The 23040-nt window shown below is 72.4% G+C and carries 21 protein-coding genes; 17 read left to right on the top strand and 4 right to left on the bottom strand.

Annotated elements, in window-relative coordinates; genetic code table 11:
• The first annotated feature begins 60 nt into the window (after window positions 1-60).
• The 8 genes from JK363_RS07850 (at window position 61) to JK363_RS07885 (ending at window position 8535) form a co-directional block, all read left to right on the top strand.
• Window positions 61-1170: a quinone-dependent dihydroorotate dehydrogenase gene (locus tag JK363_RS07850; RefSeq protein ID WP_201873112.1), complete on the top strand. Its 1110-nt coding sequence runs from the start codon at window positions 61-63 to the stop codon at window positions 1168-1170.
• Complete coding sequence (pyrF, locus tag JK363_RS07855) at window positions 1167-2021, top strand: orotidine-5'-phosphate decarboxylase (RefSeq protein WP_201873114.1); 855 nt, start codon at window positions 1167-1169, stop codon at window positions 2019-2021. The genes JK363_RS07850 and pyrF overlap by 4 nt, the downstream gene beginning before the upstream one ends.
• Window positions 2022-2225: 204 nt before the next feature.
• The gene (locus JK363_RS07860; protein WP_009713618.1) at window positions 2226-2549 is read left to right on the top strand and encodes an integration host factor; all 324 of its coding nucleotides are present in this window, start codon (window positions 2226-2228) and stop codon (window positions 2547-2549) included.
• Window positions 2550-2587: 38 nt separating this feature from the next.
• On the top strand, window positions 2588-3154 hold the full coding sequence (gene gmk / locus JK363_RS07865) for a guanylate kinase (RefSeq protein WP_201873116.1): 567 nt from the start codon (window positions 2588-2590) through the stop codon (window positions 3152-3154).
• Window positions 3155-3183: 29 nt separating this feature from the next.
• On the top strand, window positions 3184-3456 hold the full coding sequence (gene rpoZ, locus JK363_RS07870) for a DNA-directed RNA polymerase subunit omega (RefSeq protein WP_005319902.1): 273 nt from the start codon (window positions 3184-3186) through the stop codon (window positions 3454-3456).
• A gap of 125 nt (window positions 3457-3581) precedes the next feature.
• Window positions 3582-4799: a bifunctional phosphopantothenoylcysteine decarboxylase/phosphopantothenate--cysteine ligase CoaBC gene (gene coaBC, locus JK363_RS07875; protein ID WP_201873117.1), complete on the top strand. Its 1218-nt coding sequence runs from the start codon at window positions 3582-3584 to the stop codon at window positions 4797-4799.
• Window positions 4800-5041: 242 nt separating this feature from the next.
• A complete protein-coding gene (gene metK, locus JK363_RS07880; RefSeq protein WP_201873118.1) occupies window positions 5042-6250 on the top strand; it encodes a methionine adenosyltransferase in 1209 nt (402 codons plus the stop codon).
• Between the two features lie 113 nt (window positions 6251-6363).
• Window positions 6364-8535, top strand: a complete 2172-nt coding sequence (locus JK363_RS07885; RefSeq protein ID WP_201873119.1) for a primosomal protein N' — start codon at window positions 6364-6366, stop codon at window positions 8533-8535.
• A gap of 70 nt (window positions 8536-8605) precedes the next feature.
• On the opposite strand, the gene JK363_RS07890 is transcribed toward JK363_RS07885, so the two are convergent.
• A complete protein-coding gene (locus JK363_RS07890) occupies window positions 8606-9130 on the bottom strand; it encodes a hypothetical protein (RefSeq protein ID WP_201873121.1) in 525 nt (174 codons plus the stop codon).
• A gap of 283 nt (window positions 9131-9413) precedes the next feature.
• On the opposite strand from JK363_RS07890, the gene fmt reads away from it, so the two are divergent.
• From fmt to JK363_RS07905, 3 genes are all read left to right on the top strand, one after another.
• A complete protein-coding gene (gene fmt, locus JK363_RS07895; RefSeq protein WP_201873123.1) occupies window positions 9414-10349 on the top strand; it encodes a methionyl-tRNA formyltransferase in 936 nt (311 codons plus the stop codon).
• Window positions 10350-10553: 204 nt separating this feature from the next.
• Window positions 10554-12476 carry an ABC transporter ATP-binding protein gene (locus JK363_RS07900; protein WP_201873133.1) on the top strand — a complete coding sequence of 641 codons (1923 nt, stop codon included), beginning with the start codon at window positions 10554-10556 and terminating at the stop codon, window positions 12474-12476.
• Between the two features lie 42 nt (window positions 12477-12518).
• Window positions 12519-13997 (top strand): RsmB/NOP family class I SAM-dependent RNA methyltransferase, encoded by a 1479-nt coding sequence (locus tag JK363_RS07905; protein WP_372444727.1) that lies wholly within the window; start codon window positions 12519-12521, stop codon window positions 13995-13997.
• Window positions 13998-13999: 2 nt separating this feature from the next.
• On the opposite strand, the gene JK363_RS07910 is transcribed toward JK363_RS07905, so the two are convergent.
• The gene (locus tag JK363_RS07910; protein WP_201873145.1) at window positions 14000-14926 is read right to left on the bottom strand and encodes a serine hydrolase; all 927 of its coding nucleotides are present in this window, start codon (window positions 14924-14926) and stop codon (window positions 14000-14002) included.
• A gap of 223 nt (window positions 14927-15149) precedes the next feature.
• Here JK363_RS07910 and rpe point away from each other — a divergent pair, with 223 nt between their 5' ends.
• From rpe to JK363_RS07925, 3 genes are all read left to right on the top strand, one after another.
• Window positions 15150-15848: a ribulose-phosphate 3-epimerase gene (rpe, locus tag JK363_RS07915; RefSeq protein ID WP_201873148.1), complete on the top strand. Its 699-nt coding sequence runs from the start codon at window positions 15150-15152 to the stop codon at window positions 15846-15848.
• A 111-nt stretch (window positions 15849-15959) separates the two neighbouring features.
• Window positions 15960-16949 (top strand): sugar-binding transcriptional regulator, encoded by a 990-nt coding sequence (locus JK363_RS07920; protein ID WP_201873717.1) that lies wholly within the window; start codon window positions 15960-15962, stop codon window positions 16947-16949.
• A gap of 183 nt (window positions 16950-17132) precedes the next feature.
• Entirely contained in the window at window positions 17133-18572 is a 1440-nt protein-coding gene (locus tag JK363_RS07925) for a GuaB1 family IMP dehydrogenase-related protein (protein WP_201873151.1), read from the top strand.
• Window positions 18573-18824: 252 nt separating this feature from the next.
• Here the strand turns inward: JK363_RS07925 and JK363_RS07930 are convergent, their stop codons facing one another.
• Both JK363_RS07930 and JK363_RS07935 read right to left on the bottom strand, forming a co-directional pair.
• Window positions 18825-19577, bottom strand: coding sequence for a DUF2637 domain-containing protein (locus tag JK363_RS07930; protein WP_201873154.1), 753 nt, complete (start codon window positions 19575-19577; stop codon window positions 18825-18827).
• On the bottom strand, window positions 19574-19780 hold the full coding sequence (locus JK363_RS07935; RefSeq protein WP_201873157.1) for a hypothetical protein: 207 nt from the start codon (window positions 19778-19780) through the stop codon (window positions 19574-19576). The genes JK363_RS07930 and JK363_RS07935 overlap by 4 nt, the downstream gene beginning before the upstream one ends.
• A gap of 301 nt (window positions 19781-20081) precedes the next feature.
• Here JK363_RS07935 and JK363_RS07940 point away from each other — a divergent pair, with 301 nt between their 5' ends.
• The 3 genes from JK363_RS07940 (at window position 20082) to JK363_RS07950 (ending at window position 23003) form a co-directional block, all read left to right on the top strand.
• Entirely contained in the window at window positions 20082-21554 is a 1473-nt protein-coding gene (locus JK363_RS07940; RefSeq protein WP_201873160.1) for an amino acid permease, read from the top strand.
• 10 nt (window positions 21555-21564) lie between these two features.
• Window positions 21565-22020, top strand: a complete 456-nt coding sequence (locus JK363_RS07945; RefSeq protein WP_201873163.1) for an Lrp/AsnC family transcriptional regulator — start codon at window positions 21565-21567, stop codon at window positions 22018-22020.
• A gap of 176 nt (window positions 22021-22196) precedes the next feature.
• Window positions 22197-23003, top strand: a complete 807-nt coding sequence (locus JK363_RS07950) for a carbon-nitrogen hydrolase family protein (RefSeq protein WP_201873166.1) — start codon at window positions 22197-22199, stop codon at window positions 23001-23003.
• Window positions 23004-23040 lie beyond the last annotated feature (37 nt).

The following is a 23040-nucleotide window of genomic DNA, read 5'->3' on the forward strand; positions in this document are numbered from 1 at the left end:
CACCGGCCGGTGTCCCCCTCTTCATGATCCCCCCGCCGTTCCCCCTCCCAGAAAGAGACCATGTACCAGCTCCTGTTCCGTCTGGTCTTCCGGCGCATGGACCCGGAGAAGGCCCACCACCTGGCCTTCGGCTGGATCCGGCTCGCCGCCCGCATCCCCGTCCTGCGTACCGTCGCCGCCGCCGTCCTCGCCCCCCGCCACAAGGGCTTGCGCACCGAGGCGCTGGGGCTGCGGATGCACGGCCCGTTCGGGCTCGCCGCCGGGTTCGACAAGAACGCCGCCGCCATCGACGGCATGGCCATGCTCGGCTTCGACCACGTCGAGATCGGCACCGTCACCGCCCAGCCGCAGCCCGGCAACCCCAAGCAGCGGCTCTTCCGGCTGATCGCCGACCGCGCCCTGATCAACCGCATGGGCTTCAACAACGACGGCTCGGCCGCGGTCGCCGCCCGGCTGGCCGGCCGCCGCGCCGTCTTCCGTACGACGGTGGGCGTCAACATCGGCAAGACCAAGGTCGTCCCGGAGGCGGAAGCCGTCGGCGACTATGTGACATCCACCGAGCGGCTGGCCGCCCACGCCGACTACCTCGTCGTCAACGTCTCCTCGCCCAATACCCCCGGACTGAGGAACCTCCAGGCCGTGGACCATCTGCGGCCGCTGCTGACCGCCGTCCGCGAGGCCGCCGACCGCACCGTCACCGGCCGCCGGGTGCCGCTGCTGGTCAAGATCGCGCCGGATCTCGCCGACGAGGACGTGGACGCGGTCGCCGACCTCGCCGTCGAGCTGGGCCTGGACGGCATCATCGCCACCAACACCACCATCGCCCGCGACGGGTTGGGCCTGCGCTCCGGCGCGGAGCTCACCGGCGAGACCGGCGGACTGTCCGGCGCGCCGCTGAAGGCCCGCTCCCTTCAGGTGCTGCGGCGGCTGTACGCGCGCGTGGGGGACCGGATCACCCTCGTCGGCGTCGGCGGGATCGAGACCGCGGACGACGCCTGGGAGCGCATCCTCGCCGGCGCCACGCTGGTCCAGGGCTACAGCGCGTTCATCTACCGGGGCCCCTTCTGGTGCCGGGAGATCCACCGCGGCCTCGCCGACCGGCTGGCCGCCTCCCCCTACGCCACCCTCGCCGACGCCGTCGGCGCCGAGGCCCGTAAGGAGACCGCATGACCACCGCCCCGTTCGGCGCCCGGCTGCGCGCCGCCATGGACACCCGCGGCCCGCTGTGCGTCGGCATCGACCCGCACGCCTCCCTGCTCACCGAATGGGGGCTCGGGGACGATGTGGCGGGCCTGGAGCGGTTCACCCGCACCGTGGTGGACGCCCTCGCCGAGCGGGTCGCCGTCCTCAAGCCGCAGTCGGCCTTCTTCGAGCGCTTCGGCTCGCGCGGTATCGCCGTCCTGGAGCGGGCCGTGGCCGACGCCCGCGCCGCCGGGGCGCTGGTCCTCATGGACGCCAAGCGCGGGGACATCGGCTCCACCATGGGCGCGTACGCCGCGGCCTATCTGGACCCCGGCAGCCCGCTGTTCTCCGACGCGGTCACCGTCAGCCCCTACCTCGGCTTCGGCTCGCTGCGCCCGGCGCTGGACGCGGCGCGGGCGAGCGGGGCGGGGGTGTTCGTGCTGGCGCTGACCTCCAACCCGGAGGGCGCCGAGGTGCAGCACGCGGTGCGGGCGGACGGCACCTCCGTCGCCGCCTCGGTGCTGGCGTCCCTGAAGGCCGAGAACGCCGCGGAGGCGGCCGAGGGGCGGCTCGGCTCCTTCGGCGCGGTCGTCGGCGCGACCCTCGGCACCGCGGCGTCCCGGGCGGGCGCCGAGCTGACGGTCGACGGTCCGCTGCTCGCCCCCGGCATCGGCGCCCAGGGGGCGACCCCGGCCGACCTCCCCGGGGTCTTCGGCGCGGCGGTCCGGAACGTCGTCCCGAGTGTGAGCCGAGGGGTGCTCCGGTACGGTCCGGACGCGGCTTCGCTGGTCGAGGCGGCGGCCCGAATGGCCGACGAGGTACGCGCTGTGGCCGAATAACCAGGTTATTTTGTCCAGAAATGTACCGGTCGAGCGAGTCTGACCAGGACTTTTCGTCTGTTCTCGCTGACTGGAGCGGGATGGGCCGCTAGTCTCCGACGAGAGCGAACGTGCAAGCGCGTTGCACGTTGCTCCCCAGGTGAGGGCCGACTAGGTTCCTCACCGGTCCATATCCGACAGTTCGACATCCGAGGTGACGAAGGCGTGGCTCTTCCGCCCCTTACCCCTGAACAGCGCGCAGCCGCGCTCGAAAAGGCCGCCGCGGCTCGCCGGGAGCGCGCCGAGGTCAAGAATCGGCTCAAGCACTCCGGCGCCTCCCTGCACGAGGTCATCAAGCAGGGCCAGGAGAACGATGTCATCGGCAAGATGAAGGTCTCGGCTCTCCTCGAATCCCTGCCCGGCGTCGGCAAGGTCCGCGCCAAGCAGATCATGGAGCGCCTCGGCATCTCCGAGAGCCGCCGTGTGCGGGGTCTCGGCTCCAACCAGATCGCATCTCTCGAGCGTGAGTTCGGCGGTGCCGCCGGCTGACGTTTCCAGGCACCCCCGGGAACCTGGATAATCGCTGCATGGCAGCACACTCCGCACGTCCGCGACTGACCGTGCTCTCCGGCCCCTCCGGGGTCGGCAAGAGCACGGTCGTCGCCCATCTGCGCACAGAACACCCCGCGGTCTGGCTCTCGGTCTCCGCCACGACCCGTAAGCCCCGCCCCGGCGAGCAGCACGGCGTCCAGTACTTCTTCGTGGACGACGGGGAGTTCGACAAGCTCATCGCCAACGGTGAGCTGCTGGAGTGGGCCGAGTTCGCGGGCAACCGCTACGGCACCCCACGGCAGGCCGTCCTCGACCGCCTCGAAGCGGGCGAGCCGGTGCTCCTGGAGATCGACCTCCAGGGCGCCCGTCAGGTCCGCGAGTCCATGGCCGAGGCGCAGCTCGTCTTCCTCGCCCCGCCCAGCTGGGAGGAGCTGGTACGCCGGCTCACCGGCCGGGGCACCGAGGCGCCGGAGGTCATCGAGCGACGGCTGGAGGCCGCCAGAACCGAGCTGGCCGCGGAGTCCGAGTTCGACCGGACCCTGGTCAACACCTCCGTCGAGGACGTGTCGCGCGAGCTGCTAGCCTTGATGAAGGTTCTATAGATCTTTTTCCCCCTTTCGGAAGGTAGAGCGTGTCCTCTTCCATCACCGCGCCCGAGGGCATCATCAACCCGCCGATCGACGAGCTGCTCGAGGCCACTGACTCGAAGTACAGCCTCGTGATCTACGCGGCCAAGCGTGCGCGTCAGATCAACGCGTACTACTCCCAGCTCGGCGAGGGCCTGCTCGAGTACGTCGGCCCCCTGGTGGACACCCACGTCCACGAGAAGCCGCTCTCGATCGCGCTCCGCGAGATCAACGCGGGTCTGCTGACCTCCGAGGCCATCGAGGGCCCGGCGCAGTAGTCTCAGATCGCTCATCACCGGCCCGGCACGGGGCACCTTCCAGCGGAGGCTGAAGGTCCCGAATGCCGGGCTCGTGGTGTGTCATGGGTGGGTACGACGGCGTACACGGCGGGGAGAGGCAAGCGATGACCACGGCGGACAGGCCCAGGGTCGTGCTGGGCGTCAGCGGCGGGATCGCCGCGTACAAGGCGTGTGAGCTGCTGCGGCGCCTCACCGAGTCGGGGCATGACGTCCGCGTGGTGCCCACCGCCTCGGCGCTGCACTTCGTCGGCGAGGCCACCTGGTCGGCGCTGTCCGGACAGCCCGCGGGGACCGAGGTGTGGGAGTCGGTCCACGAAGTCCCGCACGTCCGCATCGGCCAGTCCGCCGATCTTGTCGTGGTCGCCCCCGCCACCGCCGACCTCCTCGCCAAGGCCGCCCACGGCCTCGCCGACGACCTGTTGACCAATACGCTGCTCACCGCGCGGTGTCCGGTCGTCTTCGCCCCCGCCATGCACACCGAGATGTGGGAGCACCCCGCCACCCGGGAGAACGTGGCCACCCTGCGCCGCCGGGGCGCGCTGGTCATCGAGCCCGCCGTCGGACGGCTGACCGGGGTGGACACCGGCAAGGGCCGGCTGCCCGACCCCGAGCAGATCTTCGAGGTCTGCCGCCGGGTGCTGGCCCGCGGCGAGCGCGCCGGTGAGCAGGATCTCGCCGGGCGCCATGTGGTGATCAGCGCGGGCGGCACCCGTGAGCCGCTGGACCCGGTGCGCTTCCTCGGCAACCGCTCCACCGGCCGCCAGGGCTACGCCCTCGCCCGCGCCGCCGTCGCCCGGGGCGCCCGGGTGACCCTGGTCTCGGTCAACAGCGAGCTGGCCGACCCGGCCGGTGCCGATGTGGTGCGCGCGGGCACCGCCGCCCAGCTGCGGGAGGCGGTCCTGAAGGCCGCCGCGGACGCCGACGCCGTGGTGATGGCCGCCGCCGTCGCCGACTTCCGGCCCGCCCACTACGCCCAGGGCAAGATCAAGAAGCAGGAGGGCGCCGAGCCCGAGCCGCTCGCCCTAGTGCGAAATCCAGACATTCTCGCGGAGATCTCCGCGGATCGCGCCCGCCCCGGCCAGATCGTCGTGGGCTTCGCCGCCGAAACCGACGACGTGCTGGCCAACGGCCGCGCCAAGCTGGCCCGCAAGGGCTGCGATCTGCTCGTGGTGAACGAGGTGGGGGAGCACAAGACGTTTGGCTCCGATGCCAATGAGGCCGTTGTGCTTGCGGCCGACGGCACCGAGACGCCCGTTCCGTACGGCCCCAAGGACGCCCTGGCCGACACCGTCTGGGATCTTGTGGCGGCCCGGCTGGGCTGACCGGCCCGGCCCGTGGCCGGAGCGCCTCCGATCGGGCCATGACACCTTCCTGCAGGGCCGCCCTGGCTGTTTTTCCGCTCCCGGCGAGGTATGTTCCAGGTCACGGCCTGCCCGTTCTGTGGGACGGGGATGCTCGACCGGCCCACCCGCCGGATAAACTGGCCGAGGAACCGCACCGGGCGCAGCCCCCGAGCGGTCCCGCCCATGATCAGCCAGCAGCCGCTGCAACCCCAGGGAGCGATGTGTCCCGCCGCCTGTTCACCTCGGAATCCGTGACCGAGGGTCACCCTGACAAGATCGCTGACCAGATCAGCGACACCATCCTCGACGCCCTCCTCAAGGAGGACCCGACCTCCCGGGTCGCGGTCGAGACCCTGATCACCACCGGCCTGGTGCATGTGGCCGGCGAGGTGACGACCAAGGCGTACGCTCCGATCGCGACGCTCGTCCGCAACAAGATCCTCGAGATCGGCTACGACTCGTCGAAGAAGGGCTTCGACGGCGCCTCCTGCGGTGTCTCGGTGTCGATCGGCTCACAGTCCCCGGACATCGCCCAGGGCGTCGACTCCGCCTATGAGCTCCGGGTCGAGGGCGACGAGGACGAGCTGGACAAGCAGGGCGCCGGTGACCAGGGCCTGATGTTCGGCTACGCATGCGACGAGACCCCCGAGCTGATGCCGCTGCCGATCAACCTGGCGCACCGGCTCTCCCGCCGTCTGTCCGACGTCCGCAAGAACGGGACCATCCCCTACCTGCGCCCGGACGGCAAGACCCAGGTCACCATCGAGTACGACGGCAACAAGGCGGTCCGGCTGGACACCGTCGTCGTCTCCTCGCAGCACGCCTCCGACATCGACCTGGACTCGCTGCTCGCTCCCGACATCCGGGAATTCGTCGTCGAGCATGTGTTGAACGAGCTGGTCGAGGACGGCATCAAGCTGGACACCGAGGGCTACCGCCTGCTGGTCAACCCCACCGGCCGCTTCGAGATCGGCGGCCCGATGGGTGACGCCGGTCTCACCGGCCGCAAGATCATCATCGACACCTACGGCGGGATGTCCCGCCACGGTGGCGGCGCCTTCTCCGGCAAGGACCCGTCCAAGGTCGACCGCTCCGCCGCCTACGCGATGCGCTGGGTCGCCAAGAACGTCGTCGCCGCCGGGCTCGCCCAGCGCTGCGAGGTCCAGGTCGCGTACGCCATCGGCAAGGCCGAGCCGGTCGGTCTCTTCGTCGAGACCTTCGGCACCGCCACCATCGACCACGAGAAGATCGAGAAGGCCATTTCCGAGGTCTTCGACCTGCGCCCGGCCGCGATCATCCGCGATCTCGACCTGCTGCGCCCGATCTACGCCCAGACCGCGGCCTACGGTCACTTCGGCCGTGAGCTGTCGGACTTCACCTGGGAGCGCACCGACCGCGTGGACGCGCTCCGCGCGGCCGCGGGTCTGTAAGCCCGCTCGGTCCATCGGAAGGCCCGGCACCCCGGCGGGGGTGGCCGGGCCTTCGGACGTCCGGCGGCCGGTGGCGCGCTCCCGTGTCCGCGCCGTCTGCTAAGACTTGAGCTGTGAGCAGCGAGAACGAGCGGTCGAAGCGGGACGCCGAGGCCCGGCCGCCCGCCGGGGAGCAGCTCGCGCTCATCCGGGAGACCGTGCGCAAGGCCAACGTGCCGCGGGCCAAGCCGCGCACCTGGCGGGGAGCGGCGCTGGCCGAGGAGCTGCCGGTGGCCAAGGTCCTCGTCGACAAGGGGCCGGTGCACCTGGACAAGCTGTGGGACTACGCCGTTCCGGCCGAGATGGACGCCGAGGCCCGGCCCGGGGTGCGGGTGCGGGTGCGGTTCGGGGCCGGTACGGGCAAGGTGCGCGAGGGCCGCCGGGAGGGCGGCGGACTGCTCGACGGCTACATCATCGAGCGGGTCGCCGAGTCCGACTTCCGTGGCCCGCTGGCCGCCGTGGCCCAGGTGGTCTCCCCGGAGCCGGTGCTCGGCCCCGGGCTGCTGGCGCTGTGCCGGGCGGTCGCGGACCGCTATGCCGGATCACTCGCCGATGTGCTCCAGCTCGCCATGCCCCGGCGCAGCGCGCGCGCCGAGGCCGAACCGTCCGCGCCGCCGCTGCCGCCCCCTCCGCCGCCCGCGCCCGGCACCTGGGCGCGCTATCCGGCCGGGCCCGGGTTTCTGGAGGCGCTCGCGCGCGGCGACCGGCCACGCGCCGTATGGACCGCCCTGCCCGGACCGCACTGGCCCGGCGAATGGGCCGCCGCCGTGGCCGCCACGCTCGCCTCCGGGCGCGGCGCCCTGGTCGTGGTGCCCGACGGGAAGAAGGCCGCCCGGGTGGACGAGGCGCTCACCAGCGCGCTCGGCGGCTCGGGGCGGCATGTGCTGCTCACCGCCGAGCTCGGGCCCGAGGAGCGCTACCGCCGGTGGCTGGCGGTCAGCCGGGGCGCGGTACGGGCCGTGGTGGGCACCCGGGCGGCGATGTTCGCCCCCGTCCGGGATCCGGGTCTGATGGGGATCTGGGACGACGGGGACCAGAGCCACAGCGATGACCATCTGCCGCGTCCGCACGCCCGCGATGTGCTGCTGCTGCGCGCGGTCCAGGAGCGGACCGGCTTTCTGCTGGGCGACCTCGGCCGCACCGTGGAGGCCGCCCAACTGGTGGAGAACGGCTGGGCGCGGCCCCTGGAGGCCGGTCGTGACCAGGTCCGCGCCGCCGCGCCGCTGATCCGTACGGTCGACGAGGGCGAGGTGGCCCGGGACGCCGAGGCCCGTGCCGCCCGGCTGCCCACGCTCGCCTGGCAGACGGTGCGCGAGGCGCTGACCCGCGGCCCGGTGCTGGTGCAGGTGCCGCGCCGGGGCTATGTACCCCGGCTGGCCTGCGAGCGCTGCCGGGAGCCCGCGCGCTGCGCCCACTGCTCGGGTCCGCTGGAGGCGCGGGACGCCGACCGTCTGGGCTGCGGCTGGTGTGGACGGCCCGAGACGGGCTGGCACTGCGCGGCCTGCGGGGGAGCGCGGCTGCGGGCGAGCGTGGTGGGTGCCCGGCGCACCGCCGAGGAGCTGGGCCGGGCTTTCCCGGCCGTGCCCATCCGCACCTCCGGCCGGGACCATGTGCTGAGCACGGTGCCCGACCGCCCGGCGCTGGTGGTCAGCACCCCGGGTGCCGAGCCGGTCGCCGAGGGCGGCTATGCGGCGGCTCTGCTGCTGGACGGCTGGGCCCTGTTGGGCCGCCCCGATCTACGGGCGGGTGAGGACGCGCTGCGCCACTGGCTGGAGGCGGCGTCCCTGGTCCGCGGCCACGGCGAGGGCGGCGGTGCGGACGGGGGCGGCACGGTGGTGGTGATCGCGGAGCCCACGCTGCGCCCCGTTCAGGCGCTGGTGCGCTGGGACCCGGCCGGTTACGCGGCTCGGGAGCTGGCCGAGCGGGCTCAGTTGGGCTTTCCGCCGGTCTCGCGGATGGCGGCGGTGTCCGGTCCCGCGGAGGCGGTGGCCGAGCTGATCGCATCGGCGGGGCTGCCGGAGGGCGCGGAAACCCTCGGCCCGGTACCGCTGCCGGTCACCGAGCCGGGCCGCCCCCGCCGCCCCGGCGATCCACCGCCGGGTGAGCGGTGGGAGCGTGCGCTGGTCCGCGTCCGCCCCGGCCAGGGCAGCGCGCTGGCCGCGGCCCTGAAGGAGGCGAAGGCGCGCCGTCTGGCCCGGGGCGAGAAGGACCCGGCGGTCCGGGTGGATCCGCTCGAGATCGGTTGAGGCTGATGGCCCGTCCGCGGTTGTCGGCGATCCGCGGAGTCCGGCCACGCCGGGAAGGCAACCGGTCGCGTCAGCCGTTGCGCGGGCTGGGGAAGGCGCTGGGGCGGGCTTCTTCACGCAAGGGAGCGGGCTGCGGAGGGCCGGACCGGGCGGCGGGGACCGACGGCAGTGTGGGGGAGGGCAGCGCGGTCGGCACCTCCGGACGGGCCGCCGGGGCCTCGCCGCCCTCGCCAGCGGTCTGCGCCGGGGCCCGCCGGGCGCCGTAACGGCGGTGCACCGCCTGCTTGGTGACGCCCAGTGCGGAACCCACCGCGTCCCAGGAGAAGCCGAGTGAGCGGTCGAAGTCCACCGCCGCCGTGACCAGCGTCTCGACGCTGTCCCGCAGCTCCTGGGCCAGCCGCACGGTGGGGGCCGGGGCGCGTCCGTAGACCACGAAACCGGCGGACGGGCCGGTGCGTCGCGGACGGTAGACATTGCCGAGCTGGGCGGTGAGCGTACGCAGCGCGTCCACCTGACGGCGGACCCGCTCGATGTCCCGGACCAGGAGGTGCAGGCTGGCCCGTGCCTGGGCGTCGTGGGTTGCGTGGTCGGCCATGAACAAGCCTCTCGAACCGGCGTGGAAGGGAAACGGAGATGGGGGCTGGGGGCTGGGGGCTGGGGAGCTGGAAGGGTCGGGGGAGTCCGGAGATGACGATGGGTCGGGGAGACAGATCGGGCCGCTTGGCGCGGCCCGATGGGGTCAATCTCTCTTGACCAACGCGGCACCCGCCCGTCGGTCACGGTCCGGGGCGTGCGGGGGTCGGGCCGTACGCCCCCTGGATGGCGGACCATAGACTGAGGCGCCGTTTCCGCTGTGTGTGAGAGGTAGTTCACCACCCATGAGGCTCGTCTTCGCCGGTACCCCCGAGGTCGCACTGCCCGCTCTGGACGCGCTGATCGCGTCGGACCGGCACGAGGTGGTGGCCGTGGTGACCCGTCCCGACGCACCCGCGGGGCGCGGCCGCCGGCTGGTGGCCGGCCCGGTCGCGGAGCGGGCCGAGGAGGCGGGGATCGAGGTGCTCAAGCCCGCCAAGCCGCGGGACCCGGAGTTCCTGGCGCGGCTGAGCGAGATCGCGCCGGACTGCTGTCCGGTGGTGGCGTACGGGGCGCTGCTGCCCAAGGCGGCGCTGGAGATCCCGGCGCACGGCTGGGTCAATCTGCACTTCTCGCTGCTCCCCGCCTGGCGCGGTGCGGCGCCGGTGCAGCACGCGGTGCTCGCGGGCGACGAGGTGACCGGGGCGTCCACCTTCCAGATCGAGGAGGGTCTTGACTCCGGCCCGGTGTACGGGGTGGTCACCGAGGACGTCCGGGCCACCGACACCAGCGGCGATCTGCTGACCCGGCTGGCCTTCGCCGGGGCCGGGCTGCTGGCGGCGACGATGGACGGCATCGAGGACGGCACGCTGCGCCCCGTACCGCAGCCCGCCGAGGGCATCTCGCTCGCCCCGAAGATCAATGTGGAGGACGCGGAGATCGACTGGGCGTCGCCCGCGCTGCGCGTGGACCGGGTGGTGCGGGCGTGCGCCCCGGCGCCCGGCGCGTGGACGACCTTCCGCGGTGAGCGGCTGAAGGTGGTGTCCGCGGCGCAGGTGCCGGACCGCACGGACCTGGAGCCGGGTGCGATGGCGGTGACCAAGAAGGCGGTCTACGTGGGCACCGGCAGCCATGCGGTCGAGCTGAGCTGGGTCCGTCCGCAGGGCAAGAAGCCGATGCTCGCCGCCGACTGGGCCCGCGGAGTGCGGATCGCCGAGGGGGAGCGGCTGGGAGCGTCGTAGGACGCGTCGCATCCGGCGAACGCGCCGGGCGCCGCCGGGGGCGTGCCGAGGTGAACGACACGCCCCGGGCACGCCACGACGCACCCGTGCCGCCCGCGGGCCCCTTGACTTCAACCATGCTTGAAGTTTTAGCGTTCCTGGTGTGCCGCCGGTCCGGATCGGCCGGTCTCATGGGAGCGGCACCCCAGACCTCGGAGGTGCGCGATGGACATGGAAGTCACCGCCTGGCATTCCCTGCACCACGCCTCGAACGCCAGCGATGACCGCCGTCCCTTCTCCCGCGCGACGCTGCGCCGCATCGGCGCGTTCGCCCGGCCCCACCGCCGTCCGCTGCTGCTGTTCCTGCTGCTGAGCACGGTCATGGCGGCGCTCGCGGTGGCGACGCCGCTGCTGGCGGGCCGGGTGGTGGACGCGATCATCCACCGTTCGGGACAGGGCACCGTCCTCGGGCTGGCCGCGCTCATCGCCGTGATCGCGGTGGCCGAGGCGGCCCTCGGACTGCTGACGCGCCGGCTGTCCGCGACCATCGGCGAGGGGCTGATCCTCGATCTGCGCACCGCGGTCTTCGATCACGTCCAGCGGATGCCGGTGGCCTTCTTCACCCGCACCCGCACCGGTGCGCTGGTCAGTCGGCTCAACAACGATGTCATCGGCGCGCAGCGGGCGTTCAGCGACACCCTCTCCGGTGTGGTGAGCAACCTGGTGACCCTGCTGCTCACCCTGGTGGTGATGATCGGCATCTCCTGGCAGGTCACCCTGGTGGCGCTGCTGCTCCTGCCGCTGTTCCTGCTGCCCGCCCGCCGGGTCGGCGGCAGGCTCGCCGGACTGCGGCGCGAGGCGGCGGCCCACAACGCCGCGATGAGCACCCAGATGACCGAGCGGTTCTCCGCCCCCGGCGCGACCCTCGTCAAGCTCTTCGGACGGCCCGCCGAGGAGTCCCGGGAGTTCGCCGCACGGGCCCGGCGGGTGCGGGACATCGGGGTGCGCACCGCCATGGTGCAGGTCTCCTTCGTCACCGCCCTGACCCTGGTCTCCGCGCTGGCCCTCGCCCTGGTCTACGGCCTCGGCGGCTGGTTCGCGCTGAACGGCCGGCTGGACCCCGGCGCCGTCGTCGCGCTCGCGCTGCTGCTCACCCGGCTCTACGCCCCGCTGACCTCGCTCGCCGGGGCGCGGGTGGAGGTCATGAGCGCGCTCGTCAGCTTCGAGCGGGTCTTCGAAGTGCTCGATCTCAAGCCGCTGATCAGTGAGAAGCCGGACGCCCAGGAGGTCCCGGACGGCCCGGTCTCCGTCGAGTTCGACCACGTCGGCTTCGGCTACCCGGCCGCCGACAAGGTGTCCCTCGCCTCCCTGGAGGAGGTCGCGAACCTCGACACCCGCGGCGGCGTCCAGGTGCTGCACGAGGTGTCCTTCCGCGCCGAACCGGGCCAGATGGTCGCCCTCGTCGGTTCCTCCGGCGCCGGCAAGTCGACCATGGCCCAACTGCTGCCCCGGCTCTACGACACCGACAGCGGCGCGGTGCGGCTGTCCGGTGTGGACGTCCGCGACCTCACCGCCGAATCCCTGCGCACCACGCTCGGCATGGTCACCCAGGACGGCCATCTCTTCCACGACACCATCCGCGCCAACCTGCTGCTTGCCCGCCCCGGGGCCACCGACGAGGAGCTGTGGGAGGTGCTGCGCCGGGCCCGTCTTGAGGGGCTGATCGCGGCTCTGCCGGACAGTCTGGACACCGTCGTCGGGGAGCGCGGCTACCGGCTCTCCGGCGGCGAGCGCCAGCGGCTGACCATCGCCCGGCTGCTGCTGGCCCGCCCCCGGGTGGTGATCCTCGACGAGGCCACCGCACATCTGGACTCCACCTCCGAGGCGGCCGTGCAGGAGGCGCTCGCCGAGGCCCTGGACGGACGCACCGCGGTGGTCATCGCCCACCGGCTGTCCACCGTGCGGGCCGCGGACCTCATCCTCGTCGTCGAGGACGGACGGGTCGTGGAGCGCGGTACGCACCCCGAACTGCTCGCCGCCGAGGGGCGTTACGCACAGCTGTACCGGACCCAGTTCGAGCGGCCGGGCACCGAGGCGGCCGGACCGGCCGCCGACGGCGCGCGGACCGTGCCCACCCCGGCCGCGTAGGCTGGCCTTTTCAGCCCGATCCCGCACCGGAGCACATTCCCCGTGACCGACCAGCCCCCTCGTCGCCCCCGCAGTTCCACCGCGCCCGGAAACCCCGGCAGGGGCGGCAAACCCGGTCGGCCCTACCGCCGGCCGAAGAAGGACCCCGTGCGGATCCTCGCCTTCGAGGCGCTGCGGGCCGTCGACGAACGGGACGCGTACGCCAACCTCGTCCTCCCGCCGCTGCTCCGCAAGGCCCGGGAGGACGAGGGCTTCGACGCCCGGGACGCGGCGCTCACCACCGAGCTGGTCTACGGCACCCTGCGCCACCAGGGCACCTACGACGCGATCATCGCCGCCTGTGTGGACCGTCCGCTGCGCGAGGTCGACCCGCCCGTGCTGGACGTCCTCAGCCTCGGTGCCCACCAGCTGCTGGGCACCCGTATCCCCACCCACGCCGCGGTCTCCGCCAGTGTCGAACTGGCCCGGGTGGTGCTCGGCGACGGGCGCGCCAAGTTCGTCAACGCGGTGCTGCGCCGGATCGCCTCCCACGACCTCGACGGCTGGCTGGAGCGGGTCGCCCCGCCGTACGACGAGGACCCCGAGGACCACCTCGCCGTCGTCCACTCCCATCCGCGCTGGATCGTCTCCGCGCTGTGGGACGCGCTCGGCGGCGGCAGCACCGGGATCGAGGACCTGCTCGCGGCCGACAACGAACGGCCCGAGGTCACCCTCGTCGCGCGCCCCGGCCGCACCACCCCGGACGAGCTGCTGGCCGCGGTCGGAGACCAGGCCGCGGCGCCGGGCCGCTGGTCGCCGTACGCGGTGCGGCTCACCGAGGGCGGGGAGCCCGCGGCGCTGGAGGCCGTGCGGGAGGGGCACGCCGGGGTCCAGGACGAGGGCAGCCAGCTGGTGGCCCTCGCCCTCGCGGCCGCCCCGCTGGACGGCCCGGACCGGCGCTGGCTGGACGGCTGCGCCGGACCCGGCGGCAAGGCCGCGCTGCTCGCCGCGCTCGCCGCCCAACGCGGCGCCTCGCTGCTCGCCGCGGAGAAGCAGCCGCACCGCGCCCGGCTGGTCGGCCGGGCCCTCGCGGGCAACCCCGGCCCGTACCAGGTGATCGCCGCGGACGGCACCCGGCCGCCGTGGCGGCCGGGTGCCTTCGACCGGGTGCTGGTCGACGTCCCGTGCACCGGGCTCGGCGCGCTGCGCCGCCGCCCCGAGGCGCGCTGGCGGCGCCGCCCCGAGGACCTGGCCGGATTCGCCCCGCTCCAGCGCGGGCTGCTGCGCGAGGCGCTCGCGGCGGTACGGATCGGCGGTGTGGTCGGCTATGCCACCTGCTCACCGCACCCGGCCGAGACCCGGGCCGTGGTCGAGGACGTCCTCAAGGGCCGGGGCGGTCCCGCGGCCACAGCGGAGTGGATCGACGCCCGCCCGCTGATGCCCGGTGTACCCGCGCTCGGCGACGGCCCCGACGTCCAGCTGTGGCCGCATCTGCACGGTACGGACGCGATGTATCTGGCCCTGCTGCGCCGTACCGGCTGACCTTACTTGCCCGGTACCGCCGGAAGGGTCTCCTGCGGGCTGTCGGTCGGCAGGTAGAGCTTGGCGTCGTGGGCGCCCGGGTTGAGATCCCGGTGCACCGCGCGGGAGACCGCCTCGACGGTGGACACCCCGGTCTCCATCGCGGAGTTGTCCTGGGTGAGCACCGTCATCGTGTAGTTGTGGCCGCCGCCGGTGAACGCCCCGACGCTGTGCACCCGCCAGCCGTGGGTGTCCCGCTCCAGCCAGCCGTTCTTCACCTGGATCCGCACCCCGTTCGGCGCTCCGGCCGGGGTGCCCCAGCGCTGCGAGGGAATGACCTTGCCCATCAGCTCGAGGATGTAGGCACGGGAGTTGTCGCTGAGCACCCGGTTGCGACGGGTCACCAGCTCCAGCAGCTTCTCCTCGTCGTTGGCGGTGATCTGGGTGAGCCCCCAGTAGCCGTCACGGCCGGGGACGGTGTGGCGCATCCCGGCGGCCCGGACGAACGCGGAGACCTTCTCCCGGCCCAGCTGCCGCCACAGCTTGGTGGTGGCGTCGTTGTCCGACTTGGTGATCATCTTGGTGGCGAGCTGGGACTCGCGGTCGGTCAGGTGCCGGTGGTGCTTGCCGGCGTCCCGGAGCAGGGCGGCCAGCACCGTCACCTTGACCACGCTCGCGGAGTCGAACTTCTGGTCCGCGCGCAGGGAGCAGACGGTCCCCGTGGTGTGGTCGCGGAGGCTGACCGCGGTGGTGCCGGACTTCCCGCGCAGCGCCGCGGTGATGTCCCTGGAGAGCTTGTCGGCCAGTCCGGCCCGGTCGGAGGCGCAGACCGCCTGCGGCGCGGCGGCCGCCGCCGACCCCGCCCCGGCCACCGGAGGCGCGAGCACGGCCGCGGCCAGTGCCACGGACAGTGCGGCGCGGGGGCGCCGGGGTGTTCGGTGTCGCGTCATCGTCGTATGCCCATTTCCCTTGTCATGTCGCGGGTGCGTCATGGGGTGTGTCGTCTCTGTCCCGAGCGCACACCAGGTGCGCTCGACCCACAGGACCCCCATGCGACAGTCAAGGGTTGTCTGTCTGTGTCCATGATTTCCCCAGGACAGGATTTCGCATGTCGTGAGCGGCCGCGATCATCCCGGCTCCCTGGACCGGCGCCGGTCATGGGAGGCTGGGGGCATGGCCGCGCAGATCAATCCCAGCATCCTGTCCGCCGACTTCGCCCGCCTGGCGGACGAGGCGAAGGCCGTCGAAGGTGCCGACTGGCTCCATGTCGACGTGATGGACAACCACTTCGTCCCCAATCTGACCCTCGGCGTGCCGGTGGTCGAAGCCCTGGGGAAGGCCACGGACACCCCGCTGGACTGCCATCTGATGATCGAGGACCCGGACCGCTGGGCCCCGCAGTACGTCGAGGCCGGAGCCGGTTCGGTCACCTTCCACGTGGAGGCCGCGGCCGCGCCGGTACGGCTGGCGCGCGAGATCCGGGCCAAGGGCGCGCGGGCGTCGATGGCGCTCAAGCCCGCGACCCCGATCGAGCCCTACGAGGACCTGCTGCCCGAGCTGGACATGCTGCTGGTGATGACCGTGGAGCCCGGTTTCGGCGGTCAGGCGTTCCTCGACATCATGCTTCCCAAGATCCGCCGCACCCGCGAGCTGATCGCCAAGCACGGCCTTGAGCTGTGGCTCCAGGTGGACGGCGGGGTCTCCGCCGCCACCATCGAGCGCTGCGCCGAGGCGGGCGCCGATGTGTTCGTGGCCGGTTCCGCGGTCTACGGTGCCGAGGACCCGGCCAAGGCCGTCCAGGAGCTGCGCGCGCTGGCCGAGAAGGCGACGGGCACCACCGGACTGTGCGGCCACTCCGCTACGGGGCGGTGAACTGAAGGGTAAAGGCCGGACCAACTCCACCGTTTCTGACAGGATGACGGTGAGTCCAGAACAGTGACAAGTGAGGAGACCGCGGTGTCGACGGGCCGTTCAGCCACGCGGATGGGACCCGCCGAACTGGTGCAGGCGGCAGCCATGGCGCGCCGCTTCTACCTCGAGGGCAAGTCCAAGATCCAGATCGCCGAGGAGTTCGGGGTCAGCCGCTTCAAGGTCGCGCGCGTACTGGAGACCGCGCTCGAACGCGACCTGGTGCGTATCGAGATCCGGGTTCCCGCCGAGCTCGACGCGGAGCGTTCCGACGCGCTGCGCGCCCGCTACGGCCTGCGGCACGCGGTGGTCGTCGAGTCACCGGCCGATGCCGAGGCCGACACCCCCGACCCGGAGAACCTGGGCGAGGTCGCCGCCGATCTGCTGGGCGAGCTGGTCAACGAGGGGGATGTGCTGGGGCTGGCCTGGGGGCGGTCCACGATCCACATGGCGGCCGCGCTGCATCAGCTCCCGCCCTGCACCGTCGTCCAGCTCACCGGTGTGTACGACGCGGGCACCGCCGAGCGCGGCTCGGTGGAGGCGGTCCGCCGCGCCGCCGCCGTCTCCGGCGGTGAGGCGCACCCCATCTACGCGCCGATGCTGCTGCCCGACACGGCCACCGCGGACGCGCTGCGCGGCCAGACCGGGATCGCCCGGGCCTTCGAGTACTTCGACAAGGTCACCGTCGCGGCCGTCTCCATCGGCTCGTGGGAGGCCGGTATCTCGACCGTCTACGACATGCTCAGCGAGGAGGAGCGGGCCCACTACGCCGGGCTCGGCGCCGCCGCCGAAATGTCCGCCCACCTCTTCGACAGCGAGGGCCGCCGGATCGGCCGCGACCTCGGCGAGCGCTGCATCACCGTCGAGGCCGACCGGCTGCGCCGGATCCCCGAGGTGGTGGCCATCGCCGGCGGTGGCCGCAAGGCCGCGGCGATCGGCGCGGTGCTGCGGTCGGGCCTGGTCACCAGCCTGGTGACGGACACGGCCGCGGCCGACCATCTGCTGCTGGAGACCGGCCCCGGACCGCGTCCGGCGCTGGACCGCGCCGATCCCGACGGTCCGTAGCCCCGCCCTCACCCCGGCGTCCCGTCCCGGCGTGGATTTGGACGATCCGACCACCGGGCCCGGTACGGACTGGATGATCGTCCGGGCCCCCGCGCCGGGGGCGGCATGGGAGAATGAAGTACGTGCGTTTTCCTCGGCTTCCTGCGTCGAGGGCTGATTCCGAACGACTGGGAAGTTGAGCACGTGCGTTTCCTGAATGATCAGAAGCCCCCGTACGACCTGACCTACGACGATGTGTTCATGGTGCCGAGCCGCTCCGCGGTCGGCTCCCGTCAGGGGGTGGATCTGAGCTCGCCCGACGGCAGCGGCACCACCATCCCCCTCGTCGTCGCCAACATGACCGCGATCGCGGGCCGCCGGATGGCGGAGACGGTCGCGCGCCGCGGCGGGCTCGTCGTCATCCCGCAGGACATCCCGATCGACGTGGTCATCGATGTGGTGCGCTGGGTCAAGGCGCGTCATCTGGTGCTGGACACCCCGATCGTGCTCGCGCCCACCGGGACCGTCGCCGACGCGCTGTCCCTGCTGCCCAAGCGGGCCCATGGCGCGGGTGTGGTGGTCGAGGACGGGCGTCCGGTGGGCGTGGTCACCGAGTCCGACCTCACCGGTGTCGACCGCTTCGCCCAGCTCTCCGAGGTCATGTCCCGGGAGCTGCTGGTCCTCGACGCGGACATCGACCCGCGCGACGCGTTCACCCGCCTCGACGCCGCCCACCGCAAGCTGGCCCCCGCCGTCGACGCCGACGGCCGTCTGGCCGGCATCCTGACCCGCAAGGGCGCGCTGCGCGCGACCCTCTACCAGCCCGCCGTGGACGCGGAGGGCAGGCTGCGGATCGCCGCCGCCGTGGGGGTCAACGGCGATGCGGAGGGCCGTGCCAAGGCCCTGCTGGACGCCGGGGTGGACACCCTCGTGGTGGACACCGCCCATGGCCACCAGGAGTCGATGATCGGCACGCTCAGGGCCGTTCGCGGCCTCGCCCCGCGGGTGCCGGTGGTGGCGGGCAACGTGGTCGCCGCCGAGGGGGTGCGCGACCTCATCGAGGCCGGTGCCGACATCGTCAAGGTCGGCGTCGGACCGGGCGCGATGTGCACCACCCGGATGATGACCGGTGTGGGCCGCCCGCAGTTCTCCGCGGTGCTCGAATGCGCCGCCGAGGCGCGGAAGTTCGGCAAGCACGTCTGGGCCGACGGCGGCATCCGCCACCCGCGCGATGTCGCCATGGCGCTGGCCGCCGGGGCGTCCAACGTGATGGTCGGCTCCTGGTTCGCGGGCACCTACGAGTCGCCGGGGGACCTCCAGCACACCGCCGACGGACGGCCGTACAAGGAGAGCTTCGGCATGGCCTCCGCGCGCGCCGTGCGCAACCGCACCAGCGAGGAGTCGGCCTACGACCGCGCCCGCAAGGGGCTGTTCGAGGAGGGCATCTCCACCTCGCGGATGTTCCTGGACCCGGTCCGCCCGGGTGTCGAGGACCTGATCGACTCGATCATCGCGGGCGTCCGCAGCTCCTGCACCTACGCGGGCGCGGGCTCCCTGGAGGAGTTCCACGAGCGCGCCGTGGTGGGGGTGCAGAGCGCCGCGGGCTACGCGGAGGGCAAGCCCCTGCACGCCAGTTGGGACTGACCCCATTTTTTGAGGGCTCGGTTCGCCTCCGGGGGCGTTCGGCGAGTGAGCCGAAGGGGCGCGCCGCTGTCGAAAGGGAGAGCGCGCGGAGACCCCGAGGAACGAGGGGTCGAGCACGGTCGACTGTCGACAGGGGCTGAGGCGCCCCGGAGGCGAACCGAGCCTCAAAAAAAGGGGCTATGGCCCCCACTCGGCTCGGGTGAGTGGGGGCCATAGCAGTGTGCCCTGGTGCTGCCCTTCAACTGCCCTGTGTCACCGCTGCATTCCGCGCTGCTCACCGCGCGTGCGGGGCAGGGCGTGCCGCGGCGGGCTGTTGAGCGTGATCTGCCGTACCAACTGGTGGAACGAGACCAGCGCGGCGACCGGCGGCAGACCGGCGACCGCCATGCTCGGCGCGTCCTTGGGGGCGTGGGCGACACACAGGAAGACCGCGATGGTGGAGAAGAGCACCACCACGGCCCAGGAGTGCGCGGCGCCCCGCCGGTGCAGCGCGGCCCGCAGCACCGACAGCGAGGCGACCAGCCACGGCCCGTAGACCAGCAGCGGCCACCACGCGGCCATGGACTCCGAGGTGCTGGGAGAGGCCAGATAGCGCAGCGGGGGATAGGAGATCATCCCGCCCAGCACGCTCAGCATGGCGACGATGACCGTGGTGACCGCCGCGAACAGCAGGCTGGTCAGCTGGACCCAGGGCATCGTCGGCAGCCGGAAGCGCACCCGGCGCCGCTTGCCGCGGCTACCGCGGACCTGGGCGTGGGAGGGCGAGCGGAGGGAGTCGGTGGGGTGCTGCGGCGGTTCCTCGGGGGAGGTCGTCTGGAGCAGCCGTGCCAGATCCCCTTCCAGGTCCCAACGGCCCTCGATGCTCTCGGGGTCGGGGAGAGGGAAAGGATTCACTTCGTAGTCGACGCCCGCGTCGAACCGCTCTCCGGGGCCGGGAGCGTGGGCGGGTCGGTGGCCGGTGGGTGGGGGCCCGTAGCCGCCCGGCCTCGGCTCGGTGTACGTCATGCTTTGACGCCCGGTTCCGTGGTGCCGGAGCGCTGGAGGAAGTCGGCTTCGATCCGGTTGAGCGCCCGGAGGAAGTCCTCCCACACCCGCGAACAGTATTCGAGCGGGTAGCGTTCGTCCTCACCCCCGTGGTCCCGGGCCCGGAACACGGGTTCGGTACGGAGCGCTGAGTGTTCGGGTGGTTGCAGGCTGTCAGTGGTCACGTCCCCACCAACGACCGCTAAAATGGTGCAGTATCGCGGCATTCGGGTGAATCGCGCGCTCACTCTTGCAGTGGCCCGCAACAATTCCCCGCCGCACGCCCCCGCGCGCAACGTTCATCCACCCATGCGCAAGAGTGGTGCATTACGGCCGTGGGCGGACGGCTCATAGGGTCTTGCGCTGACGTGGAGTGGCGGGGACCGACTGCTCGGCGATTCCCACCTGCGGGTTTGTCTACGGGCAGCCGCATGTCCGCCATCGGTCGTCGTCACCCTGACTGGCAGTGAAAAAGGAGCCACCTAAGTGTTGGAGCACGGCGCAGCCCCGCCCACGACCCCGCGCCCGGAGCAAGAGCCTCCGGCGACCGGGTTCGGCGCCCGGCTGATGCGGCGCAAGCCCGTGGAGCAACTGGTCGCCGAGGGCGGTCAGGGCGCGGGCGGAACCCTGCGGCGTTCGCTCGGAATGTGGCAGCTCACCATGATCAGCATCGGTGCCACCCTGGGCACCGGCATCTTCGTGGTGCTCGGCGAGGCCGTCCCGGACGCGGGACCCGCGGTCATCGTGTCGTTTGTCATAGCCGGGCTCACCGCCCTGTTCTCGGCGCTGTCCTACGCGGAACTCGCGGGCACCATCCCGGTCTCCGGGTCCTCGTACTCGTACGCCTACGCCACCATGGGCGAGCTGATCGCCTGGGTGTGCGGCTGGTGTCTGATCCTGGAGTACGGCGTCTCGGTGGCGGCGGTCGCCGTCGGCTGGGGCGACTACCTCAACGAACTGCTCGACGGCACGCTCGGCATCACCATCCCGGACGCGCTGTCCGCCCCGCCCGGCGACGGCGGAATCTTCAACCTGCCCGCGCTGCTGGTGGTGTTGCTGTCCATGGCGTTCCTGCTGGGCGGCGCCAAGGAGAGTGCCCGGGCCAACACCATCATGGTCGGGGTGAAGATCGCGGCCCTGGTGCTGTTCTGCGCCGTCGCCTTCACCGGCATCCGGGCGGGCAACTACACCCCGTTCATGCCGCTGGGCATGGCGGGCGTCAGCGCCGCCGGTGCCACCCTGTTCTTCTCCTACATCGGCTTCGACGCCGCCTCCACCGCCGGTGAGGAGGCCAAGAACCCGCAGCGTGACCTGCCCCGCGCGATCATGCTCTCGCTGGTCATCGTCACCGCGCTGTACTGCCTGGTCGCGGCGGTGGCCGTGGGCGCTCTGCCGTGGAAGAAGTTCTCCGGCACGGAGGCCGCGCTCTCCGGGATCATGGAAGACGTCACCGGTCAGAGCTTCTGGGCCGTCCTGCTGGCGGCCGGCGCGGTCGTCGCCATCGCCTCCGTGGTGCTGACCGTGCTCTACGGACAGACCCGCATCCTCTTCGCGATGTCCCGCGACGGCCTGGTGCCCAAGGTGTTCTCCACCGTCCACCCCACGTCCGGTGTGCCGCGCGCCAACACCGTGATCGTCTCGCTGTTCTGCGGTGTCCTGGCCGCCGCGATTCCGCTGGGCCAGCTCGCCGACGCCACCAGCATCGGCACCCTCTTCGCCTTCGCGCTGGTCAACATCGCGGTGATCGTGCTGCGCCGGACCCGGCCCACCATGGAGCGCACCTTCCGGGTGCCCCTCGCGCCGCTCTTCCCGCTGATCGGCTTCGGGCTCTGCCTGTGGATGATGAGCAGTCTGGAAGTCGTGACCTGGGTGGTCTTCGGTGTCTGGATGGCCGTCGGGCTTGTGCTGTACTTCGGATACGGTATGCGCCGATCCCGACTGGCCACAGCAGAAAAGTGACTCCCCCGCAGTGCGACTGAACGACCTTGACGAACGCATCGTCCACGCCCTCGCCGAAGACGCCCGCCGCAGCTACGCCGATATCGGCGATCTGATCGGCCTGTCCGCCCCCGCCGTCAAGCGGCGGGTGGACCGTCTCCGGTCCGAGGGGGCCATCAGGGGGTTCACGGTGCGGGTCGACCCGGCGGCGCTGGGGTGGGAGACCGAGGGCTTCATCGAGCTCTTCTGCCGCCACAACACCTCCCCCGACGACATCCGCCGGGGTCTGTCGCGCTATCCCGAGGTGGTGTCCGCGTCGACCGTCACCGGCGACGCGGACGCCGTCGTCCAGGTCTTCGCCTCCGATATGCGCCACTTCGAACGGGTCCTGGAGCGCATCGCGGGCGAGCCGTTCGTCGAGCGCACCAAGTCCGTGCTGGTGCTCTCACCGCTGCTGCGGCGCTTCACCTCCGGCGCTCCGGCCTGATCCGGACGGGAGTCCAGCCCCCTCCGGCCCGTGCGCAACGAATCGCTGCCACGGGCCGGAAACGCGTAACGAAGCGACGGCGGATGCGCAACGGTCGCGCCTTGTCGGTCGTTCTCGGCCACACGTACCTTTTGGGTGTCGCTTCCTCCCCCTCCTGGATTCCCCAAGGTCTGCCCATGCCGCCGCTGCGCACCGCCCTGCTCCAGAGCTCCGGTCACCCCGGCGACCCCGCCCGTAACCTCACGGCCCTCGACGCGGCCGCCGAGCGTGCCGCGGCCGACGGGGCCGGGCTGCTGATCGCCCCGGAGATGTTCCTCACGGGCTACGCCATCGGCGACGGCGTCCAGGAGCTGGCCGAGCCCGCCGACGGGCCCGGCGGGCAGGCGGTGGCCGCCATCGCCGCCGCGCACGGCCTCGCCGTCCTCTACGGCTACCCCGAGCGCGACCGGACGCGCGCGGAGGTCGTCTACAACTCCGCGCGGCTGGTCGGCCCGGACGGCACCGAGCTCGCCAACTACCGCAAGACCCATCTCTTCGGCTGCTTCGAGCGCGACGCGTTCACCCCCGGTGACACCCCCGTCGTCCAGGCCGACCTGGGCGGGCTCACCGTCGGCATCCTGATCTGCTACGACGTGGAGTTCCCGGAGAACGTCCGGGCCCACGCGCTGGCCGGAACCGATCTGCTGGTGGTGCCCACCGCACAGATGCACCCCTTCCAGTTCGTGGCCGAATCCCTCGTCCCGGTGCGGGCCTTCGAGAGCCAGATGTACATCGCGTACGTCAACCGCACCGGCCCGGAGGGCGAGTTCGACTTCGTGGGGCTGAGCTGTCTGGCGAGCCCCGACGGCACCACCCGCACCCGGGCGGGCCGGGGTGAGGAGCTGGTCATCGGCGACGCCGACCCCGAGCTGCTCGCCGCCTCGCGCACCACCAACCCCTATCTGCGCGACCGCCGCCCCGGGCTGTACGGGTCGCTGACCTGAGCCCCGGCGTCCGCCGCGGCGCCCGTTTCCCCTTCCC

This window comes from Streptomyces coffeae (assembly GCF_016741875.1).
Lineage (GTDB): Bacteria > Actinomycetota > Actinomycetes > Streptomycetales > Streptomycetaceae > Streptomyces > Streptomyces coffeae.

Bases quoted from the DNA above. Each gene is read 5' to 3' on its own strand.
- JK363_RS07950 (WP_201873166.1), top strand. From the start codon at position 22,197: ATGCCGCCGCTGCGCACCGCCCTGCTCCAGAGCTCCGGTCACCCCGGC.
- fmt (WP_201873123.1), top strand. From the start codon at position 9,414: ATGAGGCTCGTCTTCGCCGGTACCCCCGAGGTCGCACTGCCCGCTCTG.
- pyrF (WP_201873114.1), top strand. From the start codon at position 1,167: ATGACCACCGCCCCGTTCGGCGCCCGGCTGCGCGCCGCCATGGACACC.
- coaBC (WP_201873117.1), top strand. From the start codon at position 3,582: ATGACCACGGCGGACAGGCCCAGGGTCGTGCTGGGCGTCAGCGGCGGG.
- JK363_RS07890 (WP_201873121.1), bottom strand. From the start codon at position 9,130: ATGGCCGACCACGCAACCCACGACGCCCAGGCACGGGCCAGCCTGCAC.
- JK363_RS07850 (WP_201873112.1), top strand. From the start codon at position 61: ATGTACCAGCTCCTGTTCCGTCTGGTCTTCCGGCGCATGGACCCGGAG.
- gmk (WP_201873116.1), top strand. From the start codon at position 2,588: ATGGCAGCACACTCCGCACGTCCGCGACTGACCGTGCTCTCCGGCCCC.
- JK363_RS07900 (WP_201873133.1), top strand. From the start codon at position 10,554: ATGGACATGGAAGTCACCGCCTGGCATTCCCTGCACCACGCCTCGAAC.
- rpe (WP_201873148.1), top strand. From the start codon at position 15,150: ATGGCCGCGCAGATCAATCCCAGCATCCTGTCCGCCGACTTCGCCCGC.
- JK363_RS07920 (WP_201873717.1), top strand. From the start codon at position 15,960: ATGGGACCCGCCGAACTGGTGCAGGCGGCAGCCATGGCGCGCCGCTTC.
- JK363_RS07910 (WP_201873145.1), bottom strand. From the start codon at position 14,926: ATGACGCGACACCGAACACCCCGGCGCCCCCGCGCCGCACTGTCCGTG.
- JK363_RS07930 (WP_201873154.1), bottom strand. From the start codon at position 19,577: ATGACGTACACCGAGCCGAGGCCGGGCGGCTACGGGCCCCCACCCACC.